Here is a 25660-nt window from a genome sequence, read left to right on the forward strand (position 1 = left end):
TTAGTTATTAATGAGATTCTTCCTTCGTCAGAATGACACCTTTGAAACAGCCTCTTTTTTATGAATATGTTGATATTCTTGTAATTTATTTCCCAAGGAATTCAATGGCTTTTCCAACAAATGCATCATGGTATTGATAGAAAGAAGCATGGCCTGAATCCGGGAAGATTACCAGTTCTGCATGGTCTAAATGCTGAGCCATATTTTTTGCATTCTGAACAGATACCGGAAGATCGTTTTCACCATGAACAATCAGTACCGGATTTTTAATCTTTTGAATTTCCGTAAGGGCAGCGGCATTAGGCTGAGCCCAACTCAATACAGCGGTAAACTGCGAGTTTGAAGTGGCATCACTTAAAGGAAGATCCCTATCTGTAGTTCTAAGCTGAACCCTTGCGAAAGATGCTTTTCCTTCTGCAATGCTTTGAGCAGATTCTGTAAAACCAAATTTCAGGAAGGAAGCTTCCGGGCTTAATCCGGCTGTTCCTGCAATAATATTGGGAAGATTAGATAACCCGATTGCTCCCTGTGGGCCTGTACCTGTTAAAATCACTTTATTGATCAGTGAGGGATTAGTCAATACAATTCTCTGAGCAATAAATCCTCCCATAGAAAATCCCATGATATTCACTTTGGTATAATGTAAAGCTTTAATAAAATCTACTGCATCATCAGCCATTGCCTGAACAGTATTGGGCGTTGTTCCTTTTGAGGAAGCCACTCCTTTATTATCGAAAATAATGACTTTATACTTTGTTGCCAATCCATCAGTCACAGCAGGATCCCAATCATCCATTGAGCCGCCTAATCCCGGAAGAAGAACCAGAGGAACTCCGTCTTCTTTTCCTAAAACACGGTAGGCAATGGCAGTTCCTTTAACGGTTATGAATTGGGTTTTGGCAGTTTGGTGGTTTCTGTTTTGTATCTCCTGCGTCGTGGGAGGCTCATTTTCTTCAGTGCAGGAAACGGTCACTACCGTAAAAAGAGTTAAACATAATAAGCTTAAGGCTGAAATTTTTCTGATTGTTTTCATTGTTGTTTATTTTTGTATGATTATGGTGCAAACATAAAACACAAAAACAGGCAGAACACTCACAAGCTTTATGAACAGGACATTTTAGCAGCTCAGTTAGACATTTTACAAGTTGAAAACAAAAGTAAAGATTTCAAAAACAATCTTTAAAGATCCTGAGCTGATCTCAATGCGTATAGGGCATCCATTGCTTTTTCAGCATCTTTTTCAGCTACGAAAATATGATCATGAAAATAAGCAGCAACTACGTTACAACTGATATTCTCCTTTTTCAAGGCATTGGCAAAAGCAGCAGTAAGTCCTACCGCTTCCAGAGAAGAGTGAATATTTAAGGTAATCCAGGAAGAAATATAACTATAGTCTAAAGACCATTCATCTGCTATATTTTTGTCTAAAACAATAGTGACCGCTTCAGTTTCCCGAAAAAAGAACAAGATTTTTCCTATATCCGGTATTCCGTCTAAGGTTTCAACAGTACAAAATACATATTCTCCGGTATTCAATACTGGTTCCATATTCTGAATCAGTACCGCTAAGTCTTTTTCTCCTGACATCTTTTTTGATGCAAAACTAAGGCATAGATGACAGTCTTTGTTTATCATTTGATAAAAAAACACTCAATTGCTATATTGAAATAGTGATTCTTTTCTCGTCCAAAAACACAAAAGGAAGCATAATGCCTCCTTTTTGTGTTTGTAATGTAACCTATCACTGAACCTCACTATATGTGTTTGTGTTTTTTTCTGATCATTTGGCTTTTTTAAGAAGTCCGGTTAAGGTTATTCATACACTTCTTTAATTTCATCAGTGTTTATTAATTTTTCATCATTTGTGTTTCTATAACTACCGTTTATTATTTGTATAGTTATAATCATCTGTGGTTTTTTGTGTGTGAAGCTTCAGAAGGTAAAGAGCATTTCTCAGTTGCTTTTTCATTACTCAAATTTCACAGTACAAAGGAACGACATTCTCAAATAAAATCTTCTATAAACCCCATCGATACATATCGACCGACTTATAGATATTTATCGATGAAATATAATATTCTGACTCTTTGAAGTGGTGATCACCTTGAAACACTATAGTTTATGATGGGTTTTGACAAGTTCTACAAGCTCAACCATATTTTCAATCTTTAGTTTTTCAAAAATATTTTTTTTGATTGTGCTCACTGTATTTTGTTTGATATTCAGACTGTTTGAAATTTCAAGGTTTCCGTATCCTTCAGCGTAAAGCTCTGCAATCTCCATTTCTCTTTTGGTTAAAATGTTCAGTGGGCTTATCAGATCCGGATTGTAAACAAACTGTACCAGCAGATTTCGTAAAAGCGCAGAGAAATATTCTCCTTTCTCGATAAAGGTTGTAATCGCTTCCTTTACCTCTTCCTCTTCGCTCAGTTTACTCAGATAACCATCAGCACCGGCTTTGATGAATTTAAGGCCATGGAGCTCTTCTTCGAGTCCGGTAAAAATCAAAATTTTAAGATCAGGATTTACACTTTTCATCTGTGGTAAAATATGAAGACTGTTTCCGTCCGGGAAATGGGCATCAATAACGGCCATCTCTATTCCTTTGGATTCTATCAGCTCCAATACCTGATGCAGAGATGAGGTCTGATACACTTTAGCGTTCGGAACAATATCACTGATCACAATCTCCATTCCCTGGCGTACAATACTGTGATCATCTGCCAGAAGAAATATAATCTCTTTATTTTGAATTGGTGTTTCCATTAGTATTACTATTTAAATTGATCCTGAATGTCACTTTAGTTCCTTTATGCAATTTACTCTCAACGGATATATCGCCATCGAAAAGTTCTACAATTTCTTTTACCAGATTAAGCCCAAGTCCCGCTCCCAGATTATCGACTTCATCAGAAACCATTCCCTGATAATAAGGGTCAAAAATTTTACCAAGATCCGATTCTGATATTCCTACTCCGGTATCTGCTACAGTTGTGATCAGACAAATTTTATTGTCTCCAAGGGATTCTGTAGCCAATACAAGATCAATCTGCCCGTTTTCTGTAAATTTATTCGCATTTCCCAGAATATTCATAAAAATCTGATTGATTCTGATATTATCCGAATACACTACTAAGTTTTCAGGGATTCTGTCTGTAACTGCAAATCTGTTGTTTCTCGTTTCCAGATAAGGGGTAATGACCTTTACAATAGAACTGATCTCCTCTTTAAGGTTAAAAACAGATTTTATAAGTTCTTTTTCTGCATTTTCATTTTTGGTATATTCCAGAATCTGGTTAGATTGCAGAAGTAAAGTACTGTTGGTAAATTTGATGGATTTTAGATAATCTTTTATGGTCTCATCTTCAGTAGTTCTGTGGATTTTATCAATAAAAATATTGATGATTTTCAAAGGAGATCTCAGGTCATGACTTAGCATTCCCAGAATCCTGTTTTTGAAATTAAGGTTCTTTTTAATTTCCTTATTGGCAGCATCCAGTTTTTGTTCATAAACAAATGCCATTCTTGTAAAATACATGATCAGAATAGAAACAATAAACATCAGAATCATAAGTCCCAATACCAGATAAGTACGTATCTTGTTATTATTGGAGCTTTGTTCGTTGTATTCTCTTTCCAGTTCAGATTTAAAATCCCTGATGGCATTTTCATACACTTCTATTAAGTTGTTACTATACACCAACAGCTTACTGAAATTGCTGTAAAACTGTAAGTTATTCTTTTGACTAATAGCTGCCAGCAACTGAACCTTCTTTACTTCGGCTGCATAATGCTTGTCTATAGATTTTATCGTATTATCCATTTTGGATTTTACCTGAGAAAGATCTATCGTTTTGTTATTGGTCATCGTTATGACAGTACTCTCCTTCTGAACATCTACTTTCCCTGTTACCGCATCTTTTAAACGTCCGAAAAAGCCTTTCTTTTTTACTGTATCTGCATAAGTACGTGTTTGAATCTTGAAATCTTCAAAATCATTTTTATACCTGGCAGGTTCATATTGCTTATCCTCAATCTTTGCTGGTGGGTTCAGAGAAGTCTGGTACACTGAATCTATCAATGTCTTCAGTTTTGCAGTCTTTAAGGTATCCTTGCTGCGAAGCGCCAGATTTTTTTTCAGTCTGGGACTTGTATTTTCATATTCACCAATTTTATCAAAATTAGTTTTAAGCTTTCTCAACGACTGGAAATAGAGCTGCAGATCATTATTATCCTGAGTGGCCATATACTTCTGAAGATGATCCTGTGCATCCATGAAATCTTTCCTGGAATTATCGGTCAGTCCTCCCAATGCACGGCTTTCCTCAAGCTGATCTTTAATAAACTTCAGCTTCTTCCCATTGACAAATTCATTGTAGAAAAATATGGCAATAATGACCTGTATCAGTAAAATACAAAGGATTAAAGAGTAATGAACAAGTTTTCTCAATTTAAAATTTAAGAATTTATTTTTCATATTTGTTTATCAGTTAAATTAATTTCCTGATGACATAAGTCCATTAGATATTAGCCTTTAACAATATAGCATTATTTTCAATAATTTCATAATAAGCATATATCATTCAATTGGCAAAGTTAAAGTAATTTTTGTCTTCATATAATAATGAATATTTGATTAAACTCACAGAATTTATTTTTTTTTACCATTAAAACGCTTTGTAAACACTCAGTTTTATGTATGTAAATCTTTTTTTTTAGATCAATTGCAAAAAGTTGAGGTTCAGTAAAATATTATTTTTCTGTTCATTTTATTACCAATAGTAAACAACGAGGCAAAAAAAAGTGAGCAGATAATTCATAAACCACTTATACCATACCTTCTTCGTAATTGCTGCAACCACCTTCCGGAAATAGATTTCCTGGCATTCCGTATTTCTACGCGGATCTTCTGGATCTTGTAGGTATTATCGTGTATGGAGAAAATAAAAAAGTAGATAAAACGCTGGATTGATTAAAATTTTATGACTAAGAATGTTTTTAAGCTTATCAAAACAGAAGCTATTATATTCTTATTCCATATCACCATCATTAGTATTTTCTATTTTTCTATGGAAATCTTGCGATGATATTTTCCTAACTTTTCAGTTTGAAACGAAATAAAGAATACTTCAGACAATTCATTACATTTTCTGAAATATTCAATAGCAAATAACTGCAAAACCTCTTTATCATCTTATGAGAGATAAAAATTTTAATCCGGGAAAAGGATTTATATTCAGCAAACATGTGCCGGAGGAATTATCACATTTTGACCGTGTCTTTGATGTTTTCAAAGATTTGCTTACCCACACCTCCGGAGATATTGAAGAAGCCTTCGAGTGGCTGGACATGCTTGATCAGGAATATGACATTTTCAGTGATGAATACACCCTTCAGGATTTTGAAGAAGATCTGAAAAAACGAGGCTACATTCGGGAAGAAGATCCGGAAGAAGGCAATACAGGAAGTGGAAAAGGCAAAAATATATTAACTCCTAAGCTGGAAGCTGCCCTGCGTGAATACGCGCTGGATCAGATTTTTGGAAAACTAAAGAAAAACGGAGCCGGAAATCATCGGACCAACAAAACAGGAATCGGCGATGAAAGAGATGGCGAAAACCGTTCTTTCCAATACGGAGATGATCTCGCTGCCGTGAATATGACGGAAAGCTTGAAAAATGCACAGATCAACAACGGAATCTCAGACCTTCGCCTGACAGAAGAAGACCTCATCGTAGAGGAAACCAAACATAAGGCCCAAATGAGTACCGTCCTGATGATCGACATCAGCCACTCGATGATCCTGTACGGTGAAGACCGGATTACGCCAGCCAAAAAAGTAGCTATGGCACTCGTGGAATTGATCAAACGTAAATATCCGAAAGATTCCATTGATATCATTGTTTTTGGAAACGAAGCCTGGCCCATTAAGATCAAAGACCTTCCCTATCTGAAAGTTGGCCCTTATCACACCAATACCGTAGCCGGACTTGAGCTGGCCATGGATATTCTCCGCAGAAAAAGAAATACCAACAAACAGATTTTTATGATCACCGATGGGAAACCCAGCTGTATTCAGCTTCCTAGTGGTGAATTTTATATGAACAGCTTTGGCCTGGATGAAAAAATTGTAAACCAATGTTTCAACAGAGCAGCACAGGCAAGAAAACTGAAAATTCCTATTACCACTTTTATGATTGCTCAGGATCCTTATCTGCGCCAGTTTGTGGAAGAATTTACCGCTCAAAACAAAGGAAAAGCATTCCTCACCGGGCTATCAGGTTTGGGACAGATGATTTTTGAAGATTATGAAAAAAACAGAATAAGAAGAATATAAAGATCAGATTTTAAACCATTTAAAATAAAAACCTGATCCGATAAATAGTATTACAAGACAATGAAAAACGATATTACATTCAAAGAATTAAAAAAATCCGGCTATACTCACAAAACAATTAATGAGGAAATCCAAGCCAATTTAATTGCCAGAATTAAAGCTAAAGAACCTGTATTTGAAGGACTTTGGGGCTATGAAGACACGGTAGTTCCCCAATTGAAAAAAGCCATTCTTGCCGGTCACCACATCAATTTATTGGGACTGCGCGGCCAGGCAAAAACCAGGATTGCAAGAAGCATGGTTAATCTGCTTGATGAATATATGCCTATCGTAAAGGGGTCAGAAATTAATGACAGTCCTTTTCAGCCCATCTCAAAATTTGCCAAAGATCTGCTTGCTGAATTAGGAGATGAAACCCCAATTTCGTGGGTACACCGTTCTCATCGTTTCTACGAAAAACTGGCTACTCCCGATGTGAATGTTGCAGATTTAATTGGTGATATAGATCCTATCAAAGCGGCTACGTTGAAACTACCCTATTCTGATGAACGTGTTTTACATTACGGAATGATTCCGCGTGCCAACCGCTCTATTTTTGTTTTAAACGAATTGCCGGATCTGCAGGCCAGAATCCAGGTTTCCCTGTTTAATATTTTGCAGGAAGGAGATATTCAGATCCGTGGATTCCAGCTGAGAATGCCTCTTGATATTCAGTTTGTTTTCACAGCCAATCCGGAAGATTATACTAATAGAGGAAGTATTGTAACTCCGTTGAAAGACAGAATCGGATCTCAGATCTTCACCCATTATCCAAAAACTATTGCTCTTGCAAAACAGATTACAGAGCAGGAAGCATTGATTTCTGCTGAAGATAAAGCTCAGATTCAGATTCCTGATCTGGCGAAAGATCTTTTGGAAGAGGTTGCTTTTGCCGCCCGTATCAGCGAATATGTGGATGCAAAAAGCGGTGTCAGTGCACGCCTTACCATCAGCGCGATGGAAAACTTAATCGCTGCAGCCAAACTGCGTCTGATTGAATCCGGTGCAGAAAGAACCACTGTACGTCTGCTTGATTTTATGTCGATCATTCCATCGATCACAGGAAAAATTGAACTGGTCTATGAAGGAGAACAGGAAGGAGCTGATTACGTAGCCAAAATCTTAATTGATAAAGCCGTAATGACTCAATTTGAAAGCCTGTTCCCACGCATTTCAAAACTGGAAAAAGAAGGGATCAAAACACCATACACTGAACTGATCAGATGGTTTAACAAAAATCATTTAGAACTTAATTACAATGATACGGATGAAGAATTTTATGCTAAACTTGATCAAATAGAACCCCTGACAACTGTAGTGGAAGAAAATGCTTCCGAATTGAGCAAAGAAGATCAGAATTTCTGCAAAGAACTGGTGCTATGGGCATTAACCATCAGCAATAAAATTGACAAATCTGAAAATCAGAATGCATTCACTTTTGATTCTCCCGGGATCGGTCAATTTTTACGTAACTAAAAATCAGTAAAATACTATAAAAGTAAAACCTTCAGTTCAGCTGAAGGTTTTTTATTTGTTTCTGAAAGACTTTATCTCCACCCTTGTCAAGGTTTAAAACCTTGACAAGGGTACGATTATTTCAGACTTTATACCAGATTGTCATTTTTAAGCACAGCAGAACCGAAAGGATTGTCAACCAGCCACAGCCACTCTCCATCTTCATTTCTTTTCAGGATACAGGAAGTATTGCCTGTCATATGAATAGAATGTCCATCCGGAGCAGTTCCTGTTATTTCCCACTGATCCTGCCACATTGCCAGATCATTTACAACAGTGATATGTGGAGTTTCACCCTGAATATCCAGTTGTAAGCGGCAGATCTCATTCATTGCCCTTTCTATCTGCTCAAGCCCTCTCCACTCTCCTCCATCGCGGTCTATGTAGACTGCTTCAGGATGAAAACAACTTAATGCTCCTTTTACATCTCCGTTTCTGATGCAATACCGAAAATAGGCTACAGCACCAGTTTCTGTTTTTCTATCAAATTCCTGCATTACTTTACATTTCTGGAATCCATCTCCCTTTTCAAGCCTTTCTTACCTTTATTCCAGCTGTTGGCCACAAAAAAAGCAAGAAGTATCGGTAAAAAAGTAGTGAAACTGATTCCTTTGGTTATGGTGCTGTAAATAGCAATTCCAGCCAGTACTCCCAGGATGATAGCATTCACAACATTTCTGGCTTCAATAGTTCTTTTTTTCTCTATCAGCTCCTGATCCGTTAATTCTGACAAATCTTTTTCCATATTTAATAGTATTTCTTGGTTTTTCGTTTTAAAGCGGTAAAATTCATTTTTTTTAAATCTATTTTTACCGAAAGCTAAATTACAATATTGTCAAGATATTTTTTTATTTCTTTTATTTGTAATTTATTTCATATCACCAGTTTCGGAAAAATTTCAATGCTTATGGAAGACAACCTGAATTGTATTTACAGAGTTATCAATTTCATGGAAAAGAATTACGACCAGCCTGTTTCTGTAAAGGAACTGGAAGACATTTCTCATTATTCTTACCGGAATATCCAGCGCATTTTCAAATACAGCTGTGGAGAGACAATAGGTGCTTTCCAACAGAGGCTGAAGGTAGAAAACGCCTATAAACGGATTCTTTATACTCAGGAAAATCTTACCTCCATTGCCATTGAAGTCGGTTTTGCCAATATCGCTTCCTTTTCCAAAGCTTTTAAACAACATTTTGGGATTTCCCCTAAAGCGGCAAGACAAAGCAAGGAACAACTCCTTTGTGGAGGTGCCATCATTCCTATCACCTCAGCAGTCTTGCTGGAACCCGAAATTGTTTATCTGAAACCTGTCCAGGTCTATTATCAGAGCATTAACACCTATTATAATAATGAAGAAATTGAAGTGCTGTGGGAAAAGTTTATGGAAAATGATTTCCCTGACTCCGGGGTAGAATATTTTGGAGTTATAGCCGATGAACCATTAATAAAAACAGAAATCAACTGCCGCTATGATGCATGTTCATCTGTTCAATCCGGGAATAAAAAGCTTCCTTCAAAAATGATATTCGGAGGGAAATATGCCCGCTTTATCCATTCCGGAAGTTACGAAACAATAGACGACACGTATACGAAAATCTATTCCCGCTGGATTTTCAATTCAGATCTTGAATTCTCACACACTCCTATCATTGAAAAGTATGAAAATCATGCTGAAAATGAAGACGACCAGGAAAAACAGCTGACCTATATTTTATTGCCCTTGAAGTAAGTTGTCAATTTGGGACAACTTTCAAAACTTTTGCTGATCTAATTTTGCCCTGTTAAAAATAGATCAGTTATGCAAAAAAAGAAAATCATGTTCCTGTTATTACCCGCTCTTTTACTTTCCTGTTCTCAGACAGATCCAATAGAGAATCCGGAAACATTGAACCCTGCAACAGCTCTTTATAAAATGCCTGAAGAGTCTGCAACCCATGAAGGAACCTGGCTTCAGTGGCCACACCAGTATCAGTACGGAACTACTTACCGAAACCGTCTGGATGCCACCTGGGTAGCCATGACCAAAGAGCTTGTGCAAAGTGAAAAAGTTCACATCATTGCTTATGACGGTGCAGAAAAGAGTCGTATTGTAGGGTTACTCAACACTGCAGGAGTTCCTCTTACCAATATTAATTTCAAAATTTATCCGACAGATGATTTCTGGGTAAGAGATAATGGTCCTATTTATGTAAAAGACCAGAACGGACAGTTGTTTATTCAGGATTGGGGATTTAACGGTTGGGGAAATAAGGCAGATTACAGCAAATGTAACGAAATTCCATCTAAAATATCAGCAGATACGAATATTCCAAAAATCGATCTTAATTCAGTCATGATCAATGAAGGAGGAAGTGTGGAAATTGACGGAAACGGAGTGTTGATGGCTTGTAAAAGTTCTATCCTGAATAATAACAGAAATCCGGGAATGACACAACAACAGGCAGAAGCCATATTTACTAAAAACCTCGGAGTAACCAAATTTATTTGGCTGAATGGAAAAGCCGGTCTGGATATTACCGACATGCATATTGATGGGTTTGCCCGATTTGCCAATTCATCTACCATTATCACCATGAATCCGGACGATCTTAACTACTGGCAGGTTCCCAATGGAGATGTTGATAAACTGTATGATGCAACCACAAAAACCGGAGCTGCCTATCAGTTTGTAAAAGTGCCTCTAACAAGAAATGATGTGATCACTACTTACGGGAAAAATGTAGGTCGCGCTTCATACATCAATTATTATATTGCCAATAACCGTGTATTGGTTCCTAATTATAATGACCCGAATGATGCGGTTGCCAACAACATCATCCAACAGCTGTACCCTGGCAAACAAGTAGTTGGGATTGATTGCCGTAATTTATTCGCCAATGGAGGAATGGTGCATTGTGTCACCCAGCAACAACCTCAATAAAATAATCGTAAAAATAAAGCCTGCTCATTTTCAGCAGGCTTTACTGATTCAGGGCTTCAGTCGTCAAAAAATAGCGTAAATTTGCTCTGTCCATCCCGAAAAAGATGGTTTTCTATTATACGTATTATGAAAAAAACAGCACTTTCTTTATTGGTTCTTCTGAATATTGTTTGCCAGGCACAGAATTTTGATGTAATTCCCTTAGGAATCTATGGTGGTGAGCAGGAAGACAATTTATCAGCCTATCTGGTAGGCGCTCCAAAAGACAATGCATTTCTCTGCCTGGATGCCGGTACCGTAAATGCAGGAATCCGAAAAGCGATTGAACTGAAAAGTCTTGAGGGATCAGCAGAAACGGTTTTAAAGGATCAGATCAAAGGATATTTTGTATCCCACGGTCATCTCGATCATTTGTCAGGACTTATCATCAATTCTCCGGCTGATTCTAAGAAATATATTTTCGCCATAGCTCCGGTTATTCAGATTTTACAGAATCATTACTTTATTACAGATACCTGGATCAATTTTGCAGATCAGGGACAAAAACCTATTCTTGGAAAGTATCATTACAATGAGTTGCAGGCAGGAACTGAAATTCCCGCACCTAAAACTCCTTTTTTTATAACAGGTTATGAACTGAGCCACGTAAATCCATATAAAAGCAGTGCCGCTTTGGTAAGAAGAGAGAATCATTATCTGCTTTATCTGGGAGATACAGGTGCAGACCGTATAGAAAAATCTGACCGTCTGGATCAACTTTGGAATAGGACAGCTCCACTTGTTAAAAAAAGTCAGCTCAACACGATATTAATTGAAGTTTCTTTCCCCAACAGTCAGCCGGAACATCTGCTGTTCGGCCACCTTACTCCGAGTCTGCTGATTGAGGAATTGAGCAAACTCAAAGAAAAGACAGGACAAAGCAGCCTTGAGGGTCTCAATATCGTGGTTACTCACAGAAAACCTACAGGTGATAATCCTGAACTGATCAAAAAGGAACTATTGAAAAACAATCCTTTGAAAGTAAATTATATCTTCCCGGAACAAGGTAAAAAGATTAGTTTACCATAACAACAAATAAAAAGATGAAGCCTGTTTTTGCTTCATCTTTTTTATTTCAGATATTATCAGCTCTCTCAACAAACTTTAAAATACTGAAATACAACAATTTAAATACTTATAATTAAAATTATGAAGTTTTTTTATTGTTTAATTAATTTATCATCGTAATATTGCAATATAAAATTACAACAATGGGAGTTACTAAAACAGAAATCTATACTGACGAACAAAACAAGCTGGCTTCTCTGCTTAAAGTTTTGGGACATCCGGCAAGAATCGCTATTTTACAGTATATCATTAATCAAAAAGCATGTATCTGTAATGATCTTGTTGAAGAACTTGGATTGGCTCAGGCAACGATCTCTCAGCATTTAAAAGAGCTGAAGAATATTGGAATCATCAAAGGTTCTATTGAAGGAAAATCTGTATGCTATTGTATTAATGAAAGCAACTGGAAACAGTTTCAAAATGAATTCAACCTGTTTTTTAATCAGGATGTTAGTATAAAACAATGCTGTTAGGGCATTTTTTTGAACTGATACATCGTAATATTGCAATATAACATTATAAAATCATAACACTCAATTTTAATCTACTATGAGACTATCAGAAATTAAAGAAATTCTCCCTACTCTGGAAAATGTTGAATTTCAATTAGAAAACGGAAATTTTGTCCCTGAACATTTCCATGTAACGGAAGTGGGACAGATTATAAAAAACTTCATCGATTGCGGCGGAGTCATCAGAAATGAAAAAGTGGTCAACTTCCAGCTTTGGGATGCCGATGATTATGAACATCGTTTAAAACCTGGAAAACTGCTTCATATCATTCAGCTTTCTGAAGAAAAGCTTGGGATAGAAGACAGCGAAATTGAAGTTGAATATCAGGGAGAAACCATTGGAAAATATGACCTTGAATTTAACGGAAAAAACTTTGTACTGAAAAATAAAACAACAGCCTGCCTTGCTCAGGAAGCCTGCGGAATTCCTTCCGAAAAACAAAAGAAAAACCTGTCTGACTTATCTGTAAACCCAGCATCAGCCTGCACTCCGGGATCAGGATGCTGCTAATTAATTTTATTAAAATCTTATGTATAAGGAATTATTAAACACGATTCAATCTCTGAAATGGGAAAATACAGATAGCGATAGAAAAGAGGTTCTTGAGCCATTGATCAGCTTTATCCAGCAAAAAGTGGATGATAACCAGGAAATCAACCTGAATTTTATCTGCACTCACAATTCAAGACGAAGCCATCTGGCACAGATCTGGGCACAGGCAGCGGCTTCTTTCTTTACAATTCCGGAAGTCCGCTGCTATTCCGGTGGAACGGAGACAACGGCATTATTTCATAAGATTGCGGAAGTTTTAGCAGAACAGGGTTTTTCAATTTTCAGCATTGCTGATACAACCAATCCTGTATATGCTGTAAAATATGATGATAACAGCCTTCCGATCATTGGCTTTTCTAAAAAATATGACAGCCCGTTCAATCCTGTATCCGGTTTTGCAGCAATTATGACCTGTTCGCAGGCAGATGGCGGATGTCCTTTTATTCCCGGTGCGGAAAAGAGAATTCCGATCACATTTGAAGATCCTAAGATTTCAGATCATACTCCGGAACAGGCAGCTGTTTATGCTGAAAGAAGTTTACAAATTGCAGAAGAGATGTTCTATGTTTTCTCTAAAATCAAAAAATAATCATGCAGCCCAGATTAAAATTTCTTGACCGCTATCTTACCTTATGGATCTTTCTGGCTATGGGGACAGGAATTGCTTTGGGACATTTTTTCCCGGCCATTCCTACTATTATTAATTCACAGTCAGTGGGTACTACTAATATTCCTCTGGCTATCGGACTTATTTTGATGATGTATCCGCCATTGGCTAAGGTTGATTATTCTCTTCTGCCATTGGTTTTTAACGATAAAAAAGTAATCGGAATTTCTTTATTGCTCAACTGGATTATTGGTCCGGTTCTGATGTTTGGTCTTGCCATTCTTTTTTTAAGAAATGAACCAGATTATATGTCAGGATTAATCCTCATTGGACTGGCCAGATGTATTGCCATGGTTATCGTGTGGAATGATCTTGCCAAAGGAAACAGAGAATATGCAGCATTATTGGTGGCTTTAAACAGCATCTTTCAGGTGCTTACTTACAGTTTTCTGGTTTGGCTTTTTATCAATGTACTTCCCAATCAACTCGGTCTGGCAAGCTTTAATGTCAACGTTTCTATGCAGGATATCACAGAAAGTGTACTGATCTATCTCGGGATTCCCTTTCTGGCAGGTTTTCTCACCCGTTATTTTCTGATCCAATCAAAAGGTGCGGACTGGTACAACAGAAAATTCGTACCTAAGATCTCTCCTGTGACATTGTATGCTTTATTATTGACCATCGTACTGATGTTTAGCTTAAAAGGTTCCACAATACTGGAATTGCCAATGGATGTCATTAAGATAGCAATCCCATTGGTGATCTATTTTGTTCTGATGTTTTTTGTAAGTTTTATGCTCAACAAAACATTGAAGATACCTTACGATAAAAATGCATCTATAGCCTTTACCGCTACCGGAAATAATTTTGAACTGGCTATTGCAGTGGCCATCTCGGTCTTTGGCATTCATTCACCACAGGCATTTGTAGGCGTGATTGGTCCATTGGTAGAGGTTCCGGTGTTGATACTTCTGGTAAGAGCCAGTTTATTTATGAAAAAGAAATGGTATCACTAATCTTATTATTAAATAAAAAGCATCACCGAAACAGTGATGCTTTTTTATGGATATCAGTTCTTAATCAATTTATAATTGTCACTACCTTCATCTTTAGCTATGGTATAGCCGTCTGTCAGTTCAAGAATCCATCCGTCACCTGATATTTTTTTATTTTCAGTTTTCACTGGATTGGATATTGAAATTTTATCCCAGTTTGGACTCATTAATGCTCCATTTTCAACCGTCAGAATGCCCCACAAATCAGTAATCCGGATATTGGGATATACCGTCCCCTGATCTTCCACAGGCACAATATTTCTCGGATCAAAGGAAACATTCATTTTTTCAAATTTGATTTCAAAGTGAGGCTGCTGAATGAATTTCAGTTTGTACTCGGCAATACGTTTTTTCGTTTGTTCTTCTCTATCGGTTTCCTGCTTTATAATGGATGTACCATTATAATTGTCAGATAGCTTTTCAGCTGCTTTTTGCAAGTCAGTCTGAATCCGTATATCGAATGCTTTAATGAAATAACCGGTCAGGTCTGTTTTTGAATCAATTTTTTTGTTCCAGTCCGGATCTTTATGATACAGCAGATATCCATAAACAGGTATGGTGTAATAAGCAAATGAACGTACAAATGTGGGGTTTTTCATAAAACCTTCTATGCCATTCAAAAAATATGATCTTGTCTGATCTTTATTTCTGCCACTCACAATGAGCCCTGTAAACTCAGCAATTCCCTCATTCAGTTCCAGCAGGTTTTCTGTAGTTTCTGAACCTTTGTAAAGTGTATTCCTGTATTTCCTAAAGATCAATGCATTGGTGAGATGCTGCTTCATTTCTTTTTCTGAATTTGAGCGGACTGCCTGCTTTAGCGCTTCCAATTCGAGACGAAGGTAAATCCTGCCCTCCTTCTGATCCAGATGATTATTTTCTGCATTGTTAAGATTAAACCCCAATGAAGGCTGAATGCGGTGAAAAGACTCATGAGCCAAAAGATTAATCCTGTTTTCCTTATTCTGAGAAAGAGGGAGCATAATCATTGCCCATCTTTTTCCACCCCAATTGACAGCGGTATTTGCGATGTTGACTGTGGCAGGTAAAACCCCAGAATAGAGAGTACCATCACGTTTCAGTATTCCCTCCGAATCCGGCTCGGTGGCAAAAAACGCTCTGGTTTTCGGATCGATTAAAATCATAGGACCATATAAATCTTTGTTCCATAGTCCGATATTCTTTTTTGAAGCTGTCTTGAGTTCATCAAAATAAACAGAAACTGTATCATGGGGAATAGATTGTTTTTGTGCTTTTACACCCAATACAAACAAGAAAAAGAAAGCTGTAACAGTCATCTTCATGGTTAAATTCTTTGTGATTAATGTTTTTCTGTTAAAATACATACTTTAGGTAGCTAATATAATGAATTACAGCGATCAGGAACAACGGCAACCATCAAAAATAACCTACAGGTAAATTGATTTGATGAGCTTCTAAGAAATATATATTGAGCCGTAAAGAAAAGAAAGCTTAGCATTTAATAACTAACTTTGTTATTACAGACCCTATATTATTAGAACAAGATGGAACAGGCTGACCTATTGAAAACCATAAATTACTCAGGAATATTTTTTTCCTGTTTTTCGGATTACAGTGAAAAATGCATTCATGCAACTCCTGAACATGTACTGCTCTATTTGTATTCCGGAGAACAAATTATTGAAGATAGGAATACGAAAATAACCATAGGAGCAGGAGAATGTGCTTTTATACGGCGTAACCATCGTCTGATGATGTATAAAAACAGTAAAGACGATGAACTTTACAAGGGTATTTCATTAACTTTTAACCGTAACTTACTCCGGGATTTTTATCATAAACTAAATAAATCGAATCTGCCTCAGAAGGTTCATTTTTCTGAAGAAAATGTATTTAAAATAGAACCTCGTGCCGATATTACGAGCCTGTTTCAATCGCTAACTCCTTATTTTGATGAAAATACAAGACCTACTGAAGGGGTTGTTCATCTTAAATTACAGGAAGGAATCTACGCCTTACTCAATCATTCAGAGATCTTTTTTCCTATTTTGTTTGATTTTACAGAGCCCTGGAAAATTGATATTATGGAGTTCATGAATGAAAATTACATGGATGAGCTTACCATGGAACAAATTGCTTCCTATACCGGCCGTAGTCTTGCCACTTTCAAGCGGGACTTCCAAAAGATAAGTGACCTGAGTCCGCAAAAATGGCTGATCAGAAAACGTCTTGAAGCAGCCTATTTCAAAATGAAAAACGAAGGCAGGAAAGTACAGGATGTTTATGTAGAGGTTGGATTTAAAAATCCTTCACACTTTTCCACAGCATTCAAAAAACAATACGGATTTTCACCGAAGGAAATTTAACCTGAGCTTCAGAGAAAAGTTATTTGAGCCTCGCAGTAATAGTACTGTGAGGCTCACTTTTTAATTTTGTCCTGTAAATAAATGATAATGAAAACACAGGATATTTTTGAACGGCTCACAGAAGGGGAAACAATTCCTGAAGATGATCCGCAGGCCATCAGAATGCGGGAAGCCTCTTTTGAAACAAAGAAATTACTGATCAGAATGAACGGTTCTTCTGATCCGGCAGAAATCAGGGAGTTTCTGGGCCAGATCACCGGTATATGTATTGAAGAAAACACGACTATTTTTACTCCGTTATATATCAATTACGGAAAGAATACAAAAATCGGTAAAAATGTATTCATCAATTTCGGCTGTACATTTCTTGATTTGGGAGGTATTACAATAGAAGATCATGTTTTAATCGCTCCCAACGTCAGTTTACTTTCTGAAGGACATCCTGTTTCTTCAGTAAGCCGTCACTCACTTGTTCCCGGACGTATTCACATTAAAAAGAATGCCTGGATTGGAGCCAATGCAACCATTCTTCCCGGAGTTACCATAGGCGAAAATACCGTAATAGCGGCTGGAGCAGTTGTTACTAAAGACATTCCGGACAATGTCATTGCGGGAGGAGTTCCTGCAAAAATCATTAAACCTATCTAAAGAAACATTCTCATGAAAAAATGGACAATTTTAACAGCATTTGCATTGCTGCTCACAGGAAAAGCTTATCCACAGCAAAATGAAAAAAAAATGAAAAATACAGAAAAAAACGAACACTATACTTTTAAACTGAGTGACAATGTTATCCGTCAAAAAGTACATTTTACAAATCGTTACGGAATATTACTTACCGGTGATCTGTACAGTCCTGCATCCCAAGTTAAAAATAAAGAGCTATCAGCTATTGCCATAAGTGGACCCTTTGGGGCAGTAAAAGAGCAGTCATCCGGTCTCTATGCCAATCAGATGGCAGAACGTGGATTTATTGTACTGGCATTTGATCCATCGTATACCGGGGAAAGTGGCGGAGAACCGAGAAGTGTGGCATCTCCTGATATCAATACAGAAGATTTCAGTGCTGCGGTAGATTTCCTGGGATTACAAAAAGAAGTGGATAGAAACCGTATAGGAATTATCGGAATATGCGGATTCGGAGGTTTTGCATTAAATGCTGCTGCGGTGGATCACCGGGTAAAAGCTGTTGCAACAACCAGTATGTATGATATGTCACGGGTAATGTCCAGAGGATATTATGACGCCGTCACTCCGGAACAGCGTACACAATTGTTACAGCAACTTGGTGAACAACGCTGGAAAGATGCAGAAAAGGGAACATTTCAGCCCGGACCAAGGCTGAATGCTGAAAAACTCAAAGGAGATGAGCCTCAGTTTGTAAAAGAATACTTTGATTACTACCGTAGTCCGAGAGGGTTTCATGAACGTTCATTAAACTCAGTCGGTTCCTGGAATGCAACCAATGCACTTTCTTTTATGAATATGCCATTACTCACTTATATTAAAGAAATTTCTCCCCGTCCGGTACTGATTATTGCAGGAGAAAAAGCACATTCCAGGTACTTCAGTGAAGATGCTTACAAGATGGCTGCTGAGCCTAAGGAATTAATAATCATTCCTGATGCTGTACATACAGATCTTTACGACAAAACAGACATTATTCCTTTCGATAAACTGGATGCTTTTTTCAGGGAAAACCTGAAATAAATTGATAGTTCACAATATCATCATGACTTACGGATATCCCTATTATTCTCAAAAAACCTACTATACTGTAGGTTTTTCTATTTCCAAAAATCAAATTTTCAATTCAAATTTCTGAATTCCTGAGGTGTATTTCCTGTTTTTTGCTTAAACAGTTTACTAAAATACTGCGGGTACTCAAATCCCAGTTCATAAGCAATTTCACTGATACTTTTATTGGAGCTCAATAAAATATTTTTAGCTTCTTCGATCAGAAAATGGTGAATATGATCCTTGGTATTCATTCCGGTTTCTTTTTTCAACAGGTCACTGAGGTAGTTAGGAGATAAATTTACTTTATCTGCCAGATCGCTTACTGTTGGTAATCCTTCCATTTTTAAAGTATCAGAAAAAAAATACCCTTTCAGAACATTTTCAACCTGCGCTACGATATCTCTGTTAGAGTTTTTTCTTGTAATAAACTGCCTTCCGTAATAACGCTGGCAATAATTCAGCAAAAGTTCTATGTTAGATACGATCAGTGTCTGACTATGATGATCAATATTTTCCTGAAGCTCTGTTTCTATTTTCTGTATACAGTCATACAGAATCTCTTTTTCTTTATCTGATAAATGAAGAGCCTCCGATGTTTCATAGGAAAAAAATGTATAGTCTTTCATCTTCATTCCTAATGAGGTGCCACGCAAAAGATCAGGATGAAAAAACAATCCCCAGCCCATCATGTTTTCTTTTTTTATAATTTCTGTATCCATGGTTACTACTTGCTTTGGGGCAATACAAACCAGACTTCCTTCCTGAAAATCATAAGACTGCCTGCCATAGCGCATATTATTGGCGCAATAGTTTTTGAACATCACGGAATAAAAATCACAGCTTATCCGTATACCTTCTTCCATCTGATCATCCATTTTACCGAAATCAATAACAGTTACCAAAGGATGCCTGGTCTTATGCTGAACAAAATTATTAATGTCAGAGATAGATTGTATGTTGATAATAGGTTTCATTTGTTTAATTTACTGTTTTTTATGATCTTAATGATTTTAAAATCGCCGAATAATATACATCTGCTCTTTCCCCGGAAAAATAGTCAATCACCAATCCGGCCAATGCAAAATATGTAAGCCCAATTCCTATTCCCATCAGGACAGGATTTTTGGTAGTCCAGAAAATAATCAGTGTGATTGCAAAAAAGAGAGTGGCTACAATTTTTGACACCTTGTATCCATACTGAAAATCATCAACCCGCTTCTTTTCAAGGTTGGCAAATACTGATTTGTTCTTCTGATAGTTTTGGGGAAAGTCTCTCATCCGTTTTGTATTGGAATACAGCATTCCACTGCCAATTGCTGAGTAAATGGTTCCTGCAACCAATAAAGGAATGAAAAGTGCCTTTGCATTTAGAGTTGATCCTTCTTTCCAAAAAATAAAACCTGCAAGTATTGTGATAATACCAAAGGTAAGAATTAATTTAGCCTCAAACAATTCACCTTTAATCCAGTCCACAGTAAAATCTATTAAATTCATCTGAATGATTTCAATTATTTATATTTATGAAAAGTTGCTGTTTGCCCCAGTAAAGACAATCCTAAATATCCTCTCAAATAGAGTTTGTCATTTTTAATCCATATTTTACAGCTATAAGTATCTCCACTCGGTGCATTATAGATTTTGCCGTTCACATATTCTTTTCCGTTCCATACTAAACCTGTTAAGCTTTTAATTCCCACTACATTACGGGAACGGAGTTTAACGTCCGGGTTTTTGATATCTTTTTTGGAAGTAATACCATCTTTTTCAACAATATCCTCTCCCCAGAGATAGTTTCCATAATATGTATCTCCTTCTTTAAGGATTTCAATTCTGACATCTTTTTTGTCAGATTCCCAATTTCCTACAATTGCTTTTTCAGATTGTGCATAGGTGCTGGCAAACATCGCCAGCATAACTATAATCAGAGTCTTTGTTGTTTTCATTTTATTTAACTGTTTTTTGAATATCCATTATTACATTTGGCTCATTACAATTTTGTCAAATAACCTGTCTCCCAAATAAACACGCAGCCAAGGCATCATTACAGAATATTTACCTACTTTATATCTTGTTTTGGGATTGTTGGAATTCACTATTTTCACAATAGCCTCCGCAATGACATCAGGTTTTGATGAGCCGTTTCCTTTGGCTGCATCAGCCGTTCCCTTTGCAATTTTATCCATCATATTTCCATAGGCGCTGCCTTTTGATATTTTAGAAAAATTGTCCAATAATACTGAACCAAATTCCGTAGCAATAAAGCCTGGTTCCAAAACCACAACTTTAATATTGAAAGATTTCAGCTCCAGACGAAGACAATCACTTAGCCCCTCCACTGCGTGTTTGCTGGCGTGATACCAGGCTCCCATAGGAAAGTACATCTTTCCTCCCATAGAAGAAGTATTGATAATAGTTCCTGATCTTGCTTTTCGCATGTAGGGTATTACTTTTTGCGTCATTGCAGCCATTCCAAAGACATTTACTTCCATCTGCTTTCGGGCTTCCTCCAAGGGTACATCTTCCACCGAACCATACAAGCCAAAGCCTGCATTATTCCAAAGTACATCAATTCTGCCTTCTCTCCTGATGATAGTATCCACAACATTCTGGATGTCTTCTTCTTTGATAATATCCATTCGAATAGGATATCCACCCATATTTTTCAGATCCTGCATCTGATCAATTCTTCTGGCTGCTGTATAAACTGTATGACCTTTCTGGATGAGGGATTTTGCGGCTTCTTTACCCATCCCGGAACTTGCCCCTGTAATTAAAATTATCTTTTTCATTTTCTGAGTATTTGATTAACAGTACAAAGATGAGGATACAGATAACGTTGGTTCTAAGACAAATCCACGATTGTTGTATACTTTTTACAGATACTCAGAACAACTACATATCAAAAAAAAGCCTGCTATCTGCAGGCTTTTGCGACGTATCGGAAAATAAAAAATTGGGAAATTCTAAACCTTAGATATTTTAATAAAAACCGAGGGAATGCTTTATTAAAATATTTTTACAACAGGATAAGATATTCTTTTTAGTGTGTGTTCTTAGAATCGGAAATGCAATACCTTTAAGTCCAAAATATTCTACCTGTTTATTACAATCCCAGTTTCTTTTTGATGGCTTCCATTTCTGTTTCCATCTTTTTAATTTTGGTTTTCTGCTCTTCTATTTCAGTCTGCTGATCCTGAATAGCTTTTGTAAGGGCAGGAACAAGTGAAGCATAGTCAACAGCCCAGGCCTCTCTGGTATCATCTTTTGGTTTATAGACGGCTTCAGGAATTAGTTTATAAAGATCCTGTGCCAGAAATCCGATTTTATGTTGAGTCTTCTGTGCCGGATTCACAGCCGGTTTACCTTCTTTAATCTGATTGTTGGCAGACAGCTCGTATTGTTTCGGCTGCAATGCCATAATGGTAGTAAGACCATATCCTATTTCTTTAACCTGAGTTTTTAAACGCGTATCCGAAGTATTGACAAAACCACCTGCTGCACTCACCAATCCGTTACCATCAATCGTCACCTTAGTGCTTCCGTTATAACTGTACTTAAATCCTTCCGCCCCAAGGTAAATCTGAGTTACAGAGCCATTCAGCGTGTTGTATCCGCTTAAATCTAGATGCCCTTTGGTGGCCGCCACTTTATTTCCGCCAATACCGCCAACTTCCGGTCTGTTCATATTGATATCTCCATTACCATCGATGTCAAGCATACTGTTAACGCTGTTACCATAATAATATCTAAGCCCTGTAGTCCCAACGGTTACCTGAGCAAATGCAGGATTGTTGCTGTTTCCTTTTAAGGTAAGAAGACCATTGAAAGCATTCACAGAATTACCGGCAGCCCCAAACGCTGTAATATCACCGTCTCCATTGAAGTTAAGCTTTCTGTCTCCATTAAAAAGATAATCTCCTCCATTGGCCTGGCTGAGTTTCAACTGGGCAACATTATTATTTCCCGCTATCGTTAGCGCGCCACCTATATTGTTTATAATTCCTGCACTGGCTCCACCTTCTGTTGTTTTGGTAGAAGAGTTCAGGAACATATCCATAGAACTTCCTACATCATTAGTAAGTCTTAAAAGAGCGGAAGCATTAGTTCCGGAATTCGTGTTGCTGATGGATGTCAATCCTGCACCATCTACATTGCTTCTGAAATATAAGGCTTTGTCCAGATAATCAATCGCTGTATTCTGTAAAAGTGTACCGCCAAGTCTCACATCCTGCCCTGCAGCTGTAAGCCCGTTGCTTGCCGTCACATTTGCACTTCCTGAAATTTCCCATGTAGAAGCAGCTCCCGTAAGACCGGTACTGATGAGCTGCAGGCTCTGATTAGGACCTACTGCCATACTTACATTACCATTAATGGTTTCTGACGCTGCGGGAGCTATTGTAACGGTAAAAGCCGTATTATTTTTGATCGTATACAGACGTCCTTTGAAATTACCTGCACCGGATATTGATGTCGGTAATGTAAAAACCGCGTTGGCCGTTCCGTTATACGAGATATGAAAATCAGCAGCAGTAAGTGTATACGCTGCGGCAGTAACAGTGCTGTATTTTGCAGCTAATGATCCGTTCACATCCAGTGTTGAACCTGGTTTAGCTGTATTGATTCCGACACTTTGGGCAGACACAATACCATAAGAGAGCAAAGCTGCTGCTACTGATAATGTAGTAAAGTTTTTAAACATTATTATTTGATTATGAGTTATTAATGAAGTGAAGAAATCTCAGGAACAATTGATATTCAGAGTCTTTTCAACAGATTGGGGACTTTAGCTACCAGTCTCCCCGAAAGACTAAAATGAAGAAAATCACGATTATATTTTTCATTGTTTCCCGTTTTTATTGAGTACAAAACTAAATTTTCCGAAAGCTTTTCCGGAAAAACACCTGTAAGAAAATTGCCACCCGGATGTGGAAAAATTATTACAAAACAGACCATGAAAGCTCATTAATTATTTGTATAAAACAGAACCTGAAATAATTTTTCAGCAATACCGGAGAAGTTCCTGATGAAAATGAATTATCTTTATATTTCACAAAATTTTTACAACCTATGAAGTTAGAATTATATCAGATAGATGCTTTTACAGAATCTGTTTTCCATGGAAATCCGGCTGGTGTTGTTCCATTAAAAAATTGGTTACCCGATGAAATCCTTTTAAAAATAGCCCGTGAAAATGCCGTAGCAGAAACCGCTTTCTTTATTGACAATGGAGATCGTGTTCATCTGAGATGGTTTACCCCGGAAATAGAGATGGATTTATGCGGACATGCTACCCTTGCTACCGCTCATTGTCTTGTTTCCATCTTACATTATCAGAGTGATAGAATCATTTTTGAAACAAAAAGCGGTGAACTGACGGTAGATGTTAAAGATGGGATGTACTATATGGATTTTCCATCAAGGATGCCCGAAACCTCTACTCTTCCGGATATCATATCCAGATCACTCAATATTCAGCCTAAGGAAGTCTTTAAAGCAAGAGATTATGTGTTGGTATATGATTCTGAAGAGGATGTAAAAAAGATCTGCATTGAAAGATCTGTTTTTGATCTTATCAACCTGGATCCGGGTGGTGTTATCGTGACCGCAACAGGCACTGATTGTGATTTTGTATCAAGATACTTTACCCCGCAGTCCTCTATTCTTGAAGATCCGGTAACCGGCTCTGCACACTGCTCACTGATTCCCTTCTGGTCATCAAGATTAGGAAAAGATCAGCTTTTTGCCCGCCAGATCTCTGAAAGAGGCGGAGAACTCTATTGTGAGAACAAAAATGAAAGGGTAATTGTAGCGGGGAAAGCCCAAACGTATTCTGCAGGGCATTTTTGGATAGAATAGATTTTCTGCATAATGACATTCACCAGATATGCTGGAATTACAATCCTAGAATTATTCGGTTAAAGGATTTAAGTTGATCTGCACTTTCAAAAATTATAAAAAAAACTGGCTACTCTTTCGGTAGCCAATTTTGTAATTATTTCTATGATATTTCAATCATTCTGGGTGGTTTCTGCTTCGCCTCTTCTTTTTTGGGAATGGTTAACATTAAAAGGCCATTTTCATATTTTGCATTAATGCTATCCTGATCCACAACATCTTTCGGAAGCTCAAAACTTCTCTGGAAGGATTGATAACTGAATTCTCTTCGTGTGAAATTGTCATCTTTTGACTCTTTACGATCTTCCTTCGTTGATGAAATGGTAAGCAGGTTACCATCCAGCCTGATCTGAAAATCATTTTTATCCATACCTGGTGCTGCAACCTGAACTTCATAAGCCTCTCCATTCTCCTTTATATTGACCGATGGTACGGTTGTACTGGTAGATGAGTAATTGTTATTGCCCCAGTTAAAAAGTTCACGACCAAAAAAATCATCAAAGACATTTGAAAAGCCCAAATTGCTGTTTCCGTTTTTTCTTATTAGATTATTCATTGTAATCATTTTTAATTAAGTTTAACAATCATTAAAAAACACGTCAGCTGGCCAGCTGTACATAAAAATTTGCAAAAAAAATACCATTTGAGTACGAGTGAAATTTTTTCCGATCTTCTGTCATTTTTTCAGTATTTATGACACAAAGCCTTGATTCTTAGAATATTCAATATTTTTAATAGTTATCATACATCCTAAAAGTTCAAGGATAAAGAATTTTCCAAAAAATTCGAAAATTACTTTGGAAAAGATGTGATTAAACTGTATTAGCTTAAATAATATTTCTAATAATAGTCTATTTCTACAATATAAAATAAACTAAAGTGTGGTGCATTGTATTTTTATATTTCAAAAGTATTTTATCTTAATTTTATTTGTAATTTAACAATCCGAGCTAAGTATCACGTATAGAATAACTTGATGCAAACCTGAGATATATCCGTATTGTAACAAGAAAAAAGATAATTAAAAGAT

Annotated in this window: 26 protein-coding genes; 13 read left to right on the forward strand and 13 right to left on the reverse strand. The window is 37.0% G+C overall.

The genetic code is table 11. From position 1 onward, the window contains the following. Nucleotides 1-85: 85 nt before the first annotated feature. From DDF69_RS15545 to DDF69_RS15560, 4 genes are all read right to left on the reverse strand, one after another. Nucleotides 86-1033, reverse strand: coding sequence for an alpha/beta fold hydrolase (locus DDF69_RS15545; protein ID WP_114821572.1), 948 nt, complete (start codon nucleotides 1031-1033; stop codon nucleotides 86-88). Between the two features lie 146 nt (nucleotides 1034-1179). Continuing rightward, entirely contained in the window at nucleotides 1180-1587 is a 408-nt protein-coding gene (locus DDF69_RS15550) for an ACT domain-containing protein (RefSeq protein ID WP_185144357.1), read from the reverse strand. 525 nt (nucleotides 1588-2112) lie between these two features. Continuing rightward, nucleotides 2113-2766, reverse strand: a complete 654-nt coding sequence (locus DDF69_RS15555; protein WP_185144358.1) for a response regulator transcription factor — start codon at nucleotides 2764-2766, stop codon at nucleotides 2113-2115. Beyond that, entirely contained in the window at nucleotides 2744-4477 is a 1734-nt protein-coding gene (locus DDF69_RS15560; RefSeq protein ID WP_114821574.1) for a sensor histidine kinase, read from the reverse strand. Before DDF69_RS15560 ends, DDF69_RS15555 begins: the two co-directional genes overlap by 23 nt. 719 nt (nucleotides 4478-5196) lie before the next feature. Here DDF69_RS15560 and DDF69_RS15565 point away from each other — a divergent pair. After that, nucleotides 5197-6336, forward strand: a complete 1140-nt coding sequence (locus DDF69_RS15565; protein ID WP_114821575.1) for a vWA domain-containing protein — start codon at nucleotides 5197-5199, stop codon at nucleotides 6334-6336. Between the two features lie 60 nt (nucleotides 6337-6396). After that, nucleotides 6397-7851 (forward strand): sigma 54-interacting transcriptional regulator, encoded by a 1455-nt coding sequence (locus DDF69_RS15570; RefSeq protein WP_114821576.1) that lies wholly within the window; start codon nucleotides 6397-6399, stop codon nucleotides 7849-7851. A gap of 128 nt (nucleotides 7852-7979) precedes the next feature. Here the strand turns inward: DDF69_RS15570 and DDF69_RS15575 are convergent, their stop codons facing one another. Together DDF69_RS15575 and DDF69_RS15580 are read right to left on the reverse strand one after the other, a co-directional pair. Then, nucleotides 7980-8387 carry a YybH family protein gene (locus tag DDF69_RS15575; RefSeq protein ID WP_114821577.1) on the reverse strand — a complete coding sequence of 136 codons (408 nt, stop codon included), beginning with the start codon at nucleotides 8385-8387 and terminating at the stop codon, nucleotides 7980-7982. Further along, nucleotides 8387-8635 (reverse strand): FUSC family protein, encoded by a 249-nt coding sequence (locus tag DDF69_RS15580; RefSeq protein ID WP_110009680.1) that lies wholly within the window; start codon nucleotides 8633-8635, stop codon nucleotides 8387-8389. Before DDF69_RS15580 ends, DDF69_RS15575 begins: the two co-directional genes overlap by 1 nt. 162 nt (nucleotides 8636-8797) lie before the next feature. Here DDF69_RS15580 and DDF69_RS15585 point away from each other — a divergent pair, with 162 nt between their 5' ends. The 7 genes from DDF69_RS15585 to arsB all read left to right on the forward strand — a co-directional run bounded on the left by DDF69_RS15585 (nucleotide 8798) and on the right by arsB (nucleotide 14608). Next, the gene (locus DDF69_RS15585) at nucleotides 8798-9622 is read left to right on the forward strand and encodes a GyrI-like domain-containing protein (RefSeq protein ID WP_114821628.1); all 825 of its coding nucleotides are present in this window, start codon (nucleotides 8798-8800) and stop codon (nucleotides 9620-9622) included. A gap of 69 nt (nucleotides 9623-9691) precedes the next feature. After that, nucleotides 9692-10813, forward strand: coding sequence for an agmatine/peptidylarginine deiminase (locus DDF69_RS15590; RefSeq protein ID WP_114821578.1), 1122 nt, complete (start codon nucleotides 9692-9694; stop codon nucleotides 10811-10813). Between the two features lie 126 nt (nucleotides 10814-10939). Next, on the forward strand, nucleotides 10940-11881 hold the full coding sequence (locus DDF69_RS15595) for a 3',5'-cyclic-nucleotide phosphodiesterase (protein WP_114821579.1): 942 nt from the start codon (nucleotides 10940-10942) through the stop codon (nucleotides 11879-11881). Between the two features lie 182 nt (nucleotides 11882-12063). Continuing rightward, entirely contained in the window at nucleotides 12064-12393 is a 330-nt protein-coding gene (locus DDF69_RS15600) for an ArsR/SmtB family transcription factor (RefSeq protein WP_062670547.1), read from the forward strand. 76 nt (nucleotides 12394-12469) lie between these two features. Next, the gene (locus tag DDF69_RS15605) at nucleotides 12470-12943 is read left to right on the forward strand and encodes a DUF6428 family protein (RefSeq protein ID WP_114821580.1); all 474 of its coding nucleotides are present in this window, start codon (nucleotides 12470-12472) and stop codon (nucleotides 12941-12943) included. A gap of 19 nt (nucleotides 12944-12962) precedes the next feature. Then, the gene (locus tag DDF69_RS15610; protein ID WP_114821581.1) at nucleotides 12963-13574 is read left to right on the forward strand and encodes a low molecular weight phosphatase family protein; all 612 of its coding nucleotides are present in this window, start codon (nucleotides 12963-12965) and stop codon (nucleotides 13572-13574) included. Nucleotides 13575-13576: 2 nt separating this feature from the next. Next, nucleotides 13577-14608: an ACR3 family arsenite efflux transporter gene (arsB, locus tag DDF69_RS15615; protein WP_114821582.1), complete on the forward strand. Its 1032-nt coding sequence runs from the start codon at nucleotides 13577-13579 to the stop codon at nucleotides 14606-14608. 53 nt (nucleotides 14609-14661) lie between these two features. On the opposite strand, the gene DDF69_RS15620 is transcribed toward arsB, so the two are convergent. Further along, nucleotides 14662-15951 (reverse strand): hypothetical protein, encoded by a 1290-nt coding sequence (locus DDF69_RS15620; protein WP_114821629.1) that lies wholly within the window; start codon nucleotides 15949-15951, stop codon nucleotides 14662-14664. A gap of 222 nt (nucleotides 15952-16173) precedes the next feature. On the opposite strand from DDF69_RS15620, the gene DDF69_RS15625 reads away from it, so the two are divergent. From DDF69_RS15625 to DDF69_RS15635, 3 genes are all read left to right on the forward strand, one after another. Continuing rightward, a complete protein-coding gene (locus DDF69_RS15625) occupies nucleotides 16174-16995 on the forward strand; it encodes a helix-turn-helix domain-containing protein (protein ID WP_114821583.1) in 822 nt (273 codons plus the stop codon). A gap of 81 nt (nucleotides 16996-17076) precedes the next feature. After that, nucleotides 17077-17643: a sugar O-acetyltransferase gene (locus DDF69_RS15630; protein WP_114821584.1), complete on the forward strand. Its 567-nt coding sequence runs from the start codon at nucleotides 17077-17079 to the stop codon at nucleotides 17641-17643. A 12-nt stretch (nucleotides 17644-17655) separates the two neighbouring features. Continuing rightward, entirely contained in the window at nucleotides 17656-18705 is a 1050-nt protein-coding gene (locus tag DDF69_RS15635) for an alpha/beta hydrolase (protein WP_114821585.1), read from the forward strand. A gap of 98 nt (nucleotides 18706-18803) precedes the next feature. Here the strand turns inward: DDF69_RS15635 and DDF69_RS15640 are convergent, their stop codons facing one another. From DDF69_RS15640 to DDF69_RS15660, 5 genes are all read right to left on the reverse strand, one after another. Then, on the reverse strand, nucleotides 18804-19709 hold the full coding sequence (locus DDF69_RS15640; RefSeq protein WP_114821586.1) for a helix-turn-helix domain-containing protein: 906 nt from the start codon (nucleotides 19707-19709) through the stop codon (nucleotides 18804-18806). 19 nt (nucleotides 19710-19728) lie between these two features. After that, nucleotides 19729-20229: a hypothetical protein gene (locus tag DDF69_RS15645; protein ID WP_114821587.1), complete on the reverse strand. Its 501-nt coding sequence runs from the start codon at nucleotides 20227-20229 to the stop codon at nucleotides 19729-19731. 14 nt (nucleotides 20230-20243) lie between these two features. Continuing rightward, entirely contained in the window at nucleotides 20244-20678 is a 435-nt protein-coding gene (locus tag DDF69_RS15650) for a DUF2147 domain-containing protein (RefSeq protein WP_114821588.1), read from the reverse strand. Between the two features lie 30 nt (nucleotides 20679-20708). Beyond that, complete coding sequence (locus tag DDF69_RS15655) at nucleotides 20709-21524, reverse strand: oxidoreductase (protein ID WP_114821589.1); 816 nt, start codon at nucleotides 21522-21524, stop codon at nucleotides 20709-20711. Nucleotides 21525-21838: 314 nt separating this feature from the next. Further along, a complete protein-coding gene (locus DDF69_RS15660) occupies nucleotides 21839-23434 on the reverse strand; it encodes a tail fiber domain-containing protein (protein WP_114821590.1) in 1596 nt (531 codons plus the stop codon). Between the two features lie 368 nt (nucleotides 23435-23802). On the opposite strand from DDF69_RS15660, the gene DDF69_RS15665 reads away from it, so the two are divergent. Further along, nucleotides 23803-24591: a PhzF family phenazine biosynthesis protein gene (locus tag DDF69_RS15665; RefSeq protein ID WP_114821591.1), complete on the forward strand. Its 789-nt coding sequence runs from the start codon at nucleotides 23803-23805 to the stop codon at nucleotides 24589-24591. Nucleotides 24592-24733: 142 nt separating this feature from the next. On the opposite strand, the gene DDF69_RS15670 is transcribed toward DDF69_RS15665, so the two are convergent. Then, nucleotides 24734-25186, reverse strand: coding sequence for an Hsp20/alpha crystallin family protein (locus DDF69_RS15670; RefSeq protein ID WP_114821630.1), 453 nt, complete (start codon nucleotides 25184-25186; stop codon nucleotides 24734-24736). Between the last annotated feature and the right edge of the window lie 474 nt (nucleotides 25187-25660).

Source organism: Chryseobacterium sp. KLBC 52 (assembly GCF_003347605.1).
GTDB lineage: Bacteria > Bacteroidota > Bacteroidia > Flavobacteriales > Weeksellaceae > Chryseobacterium.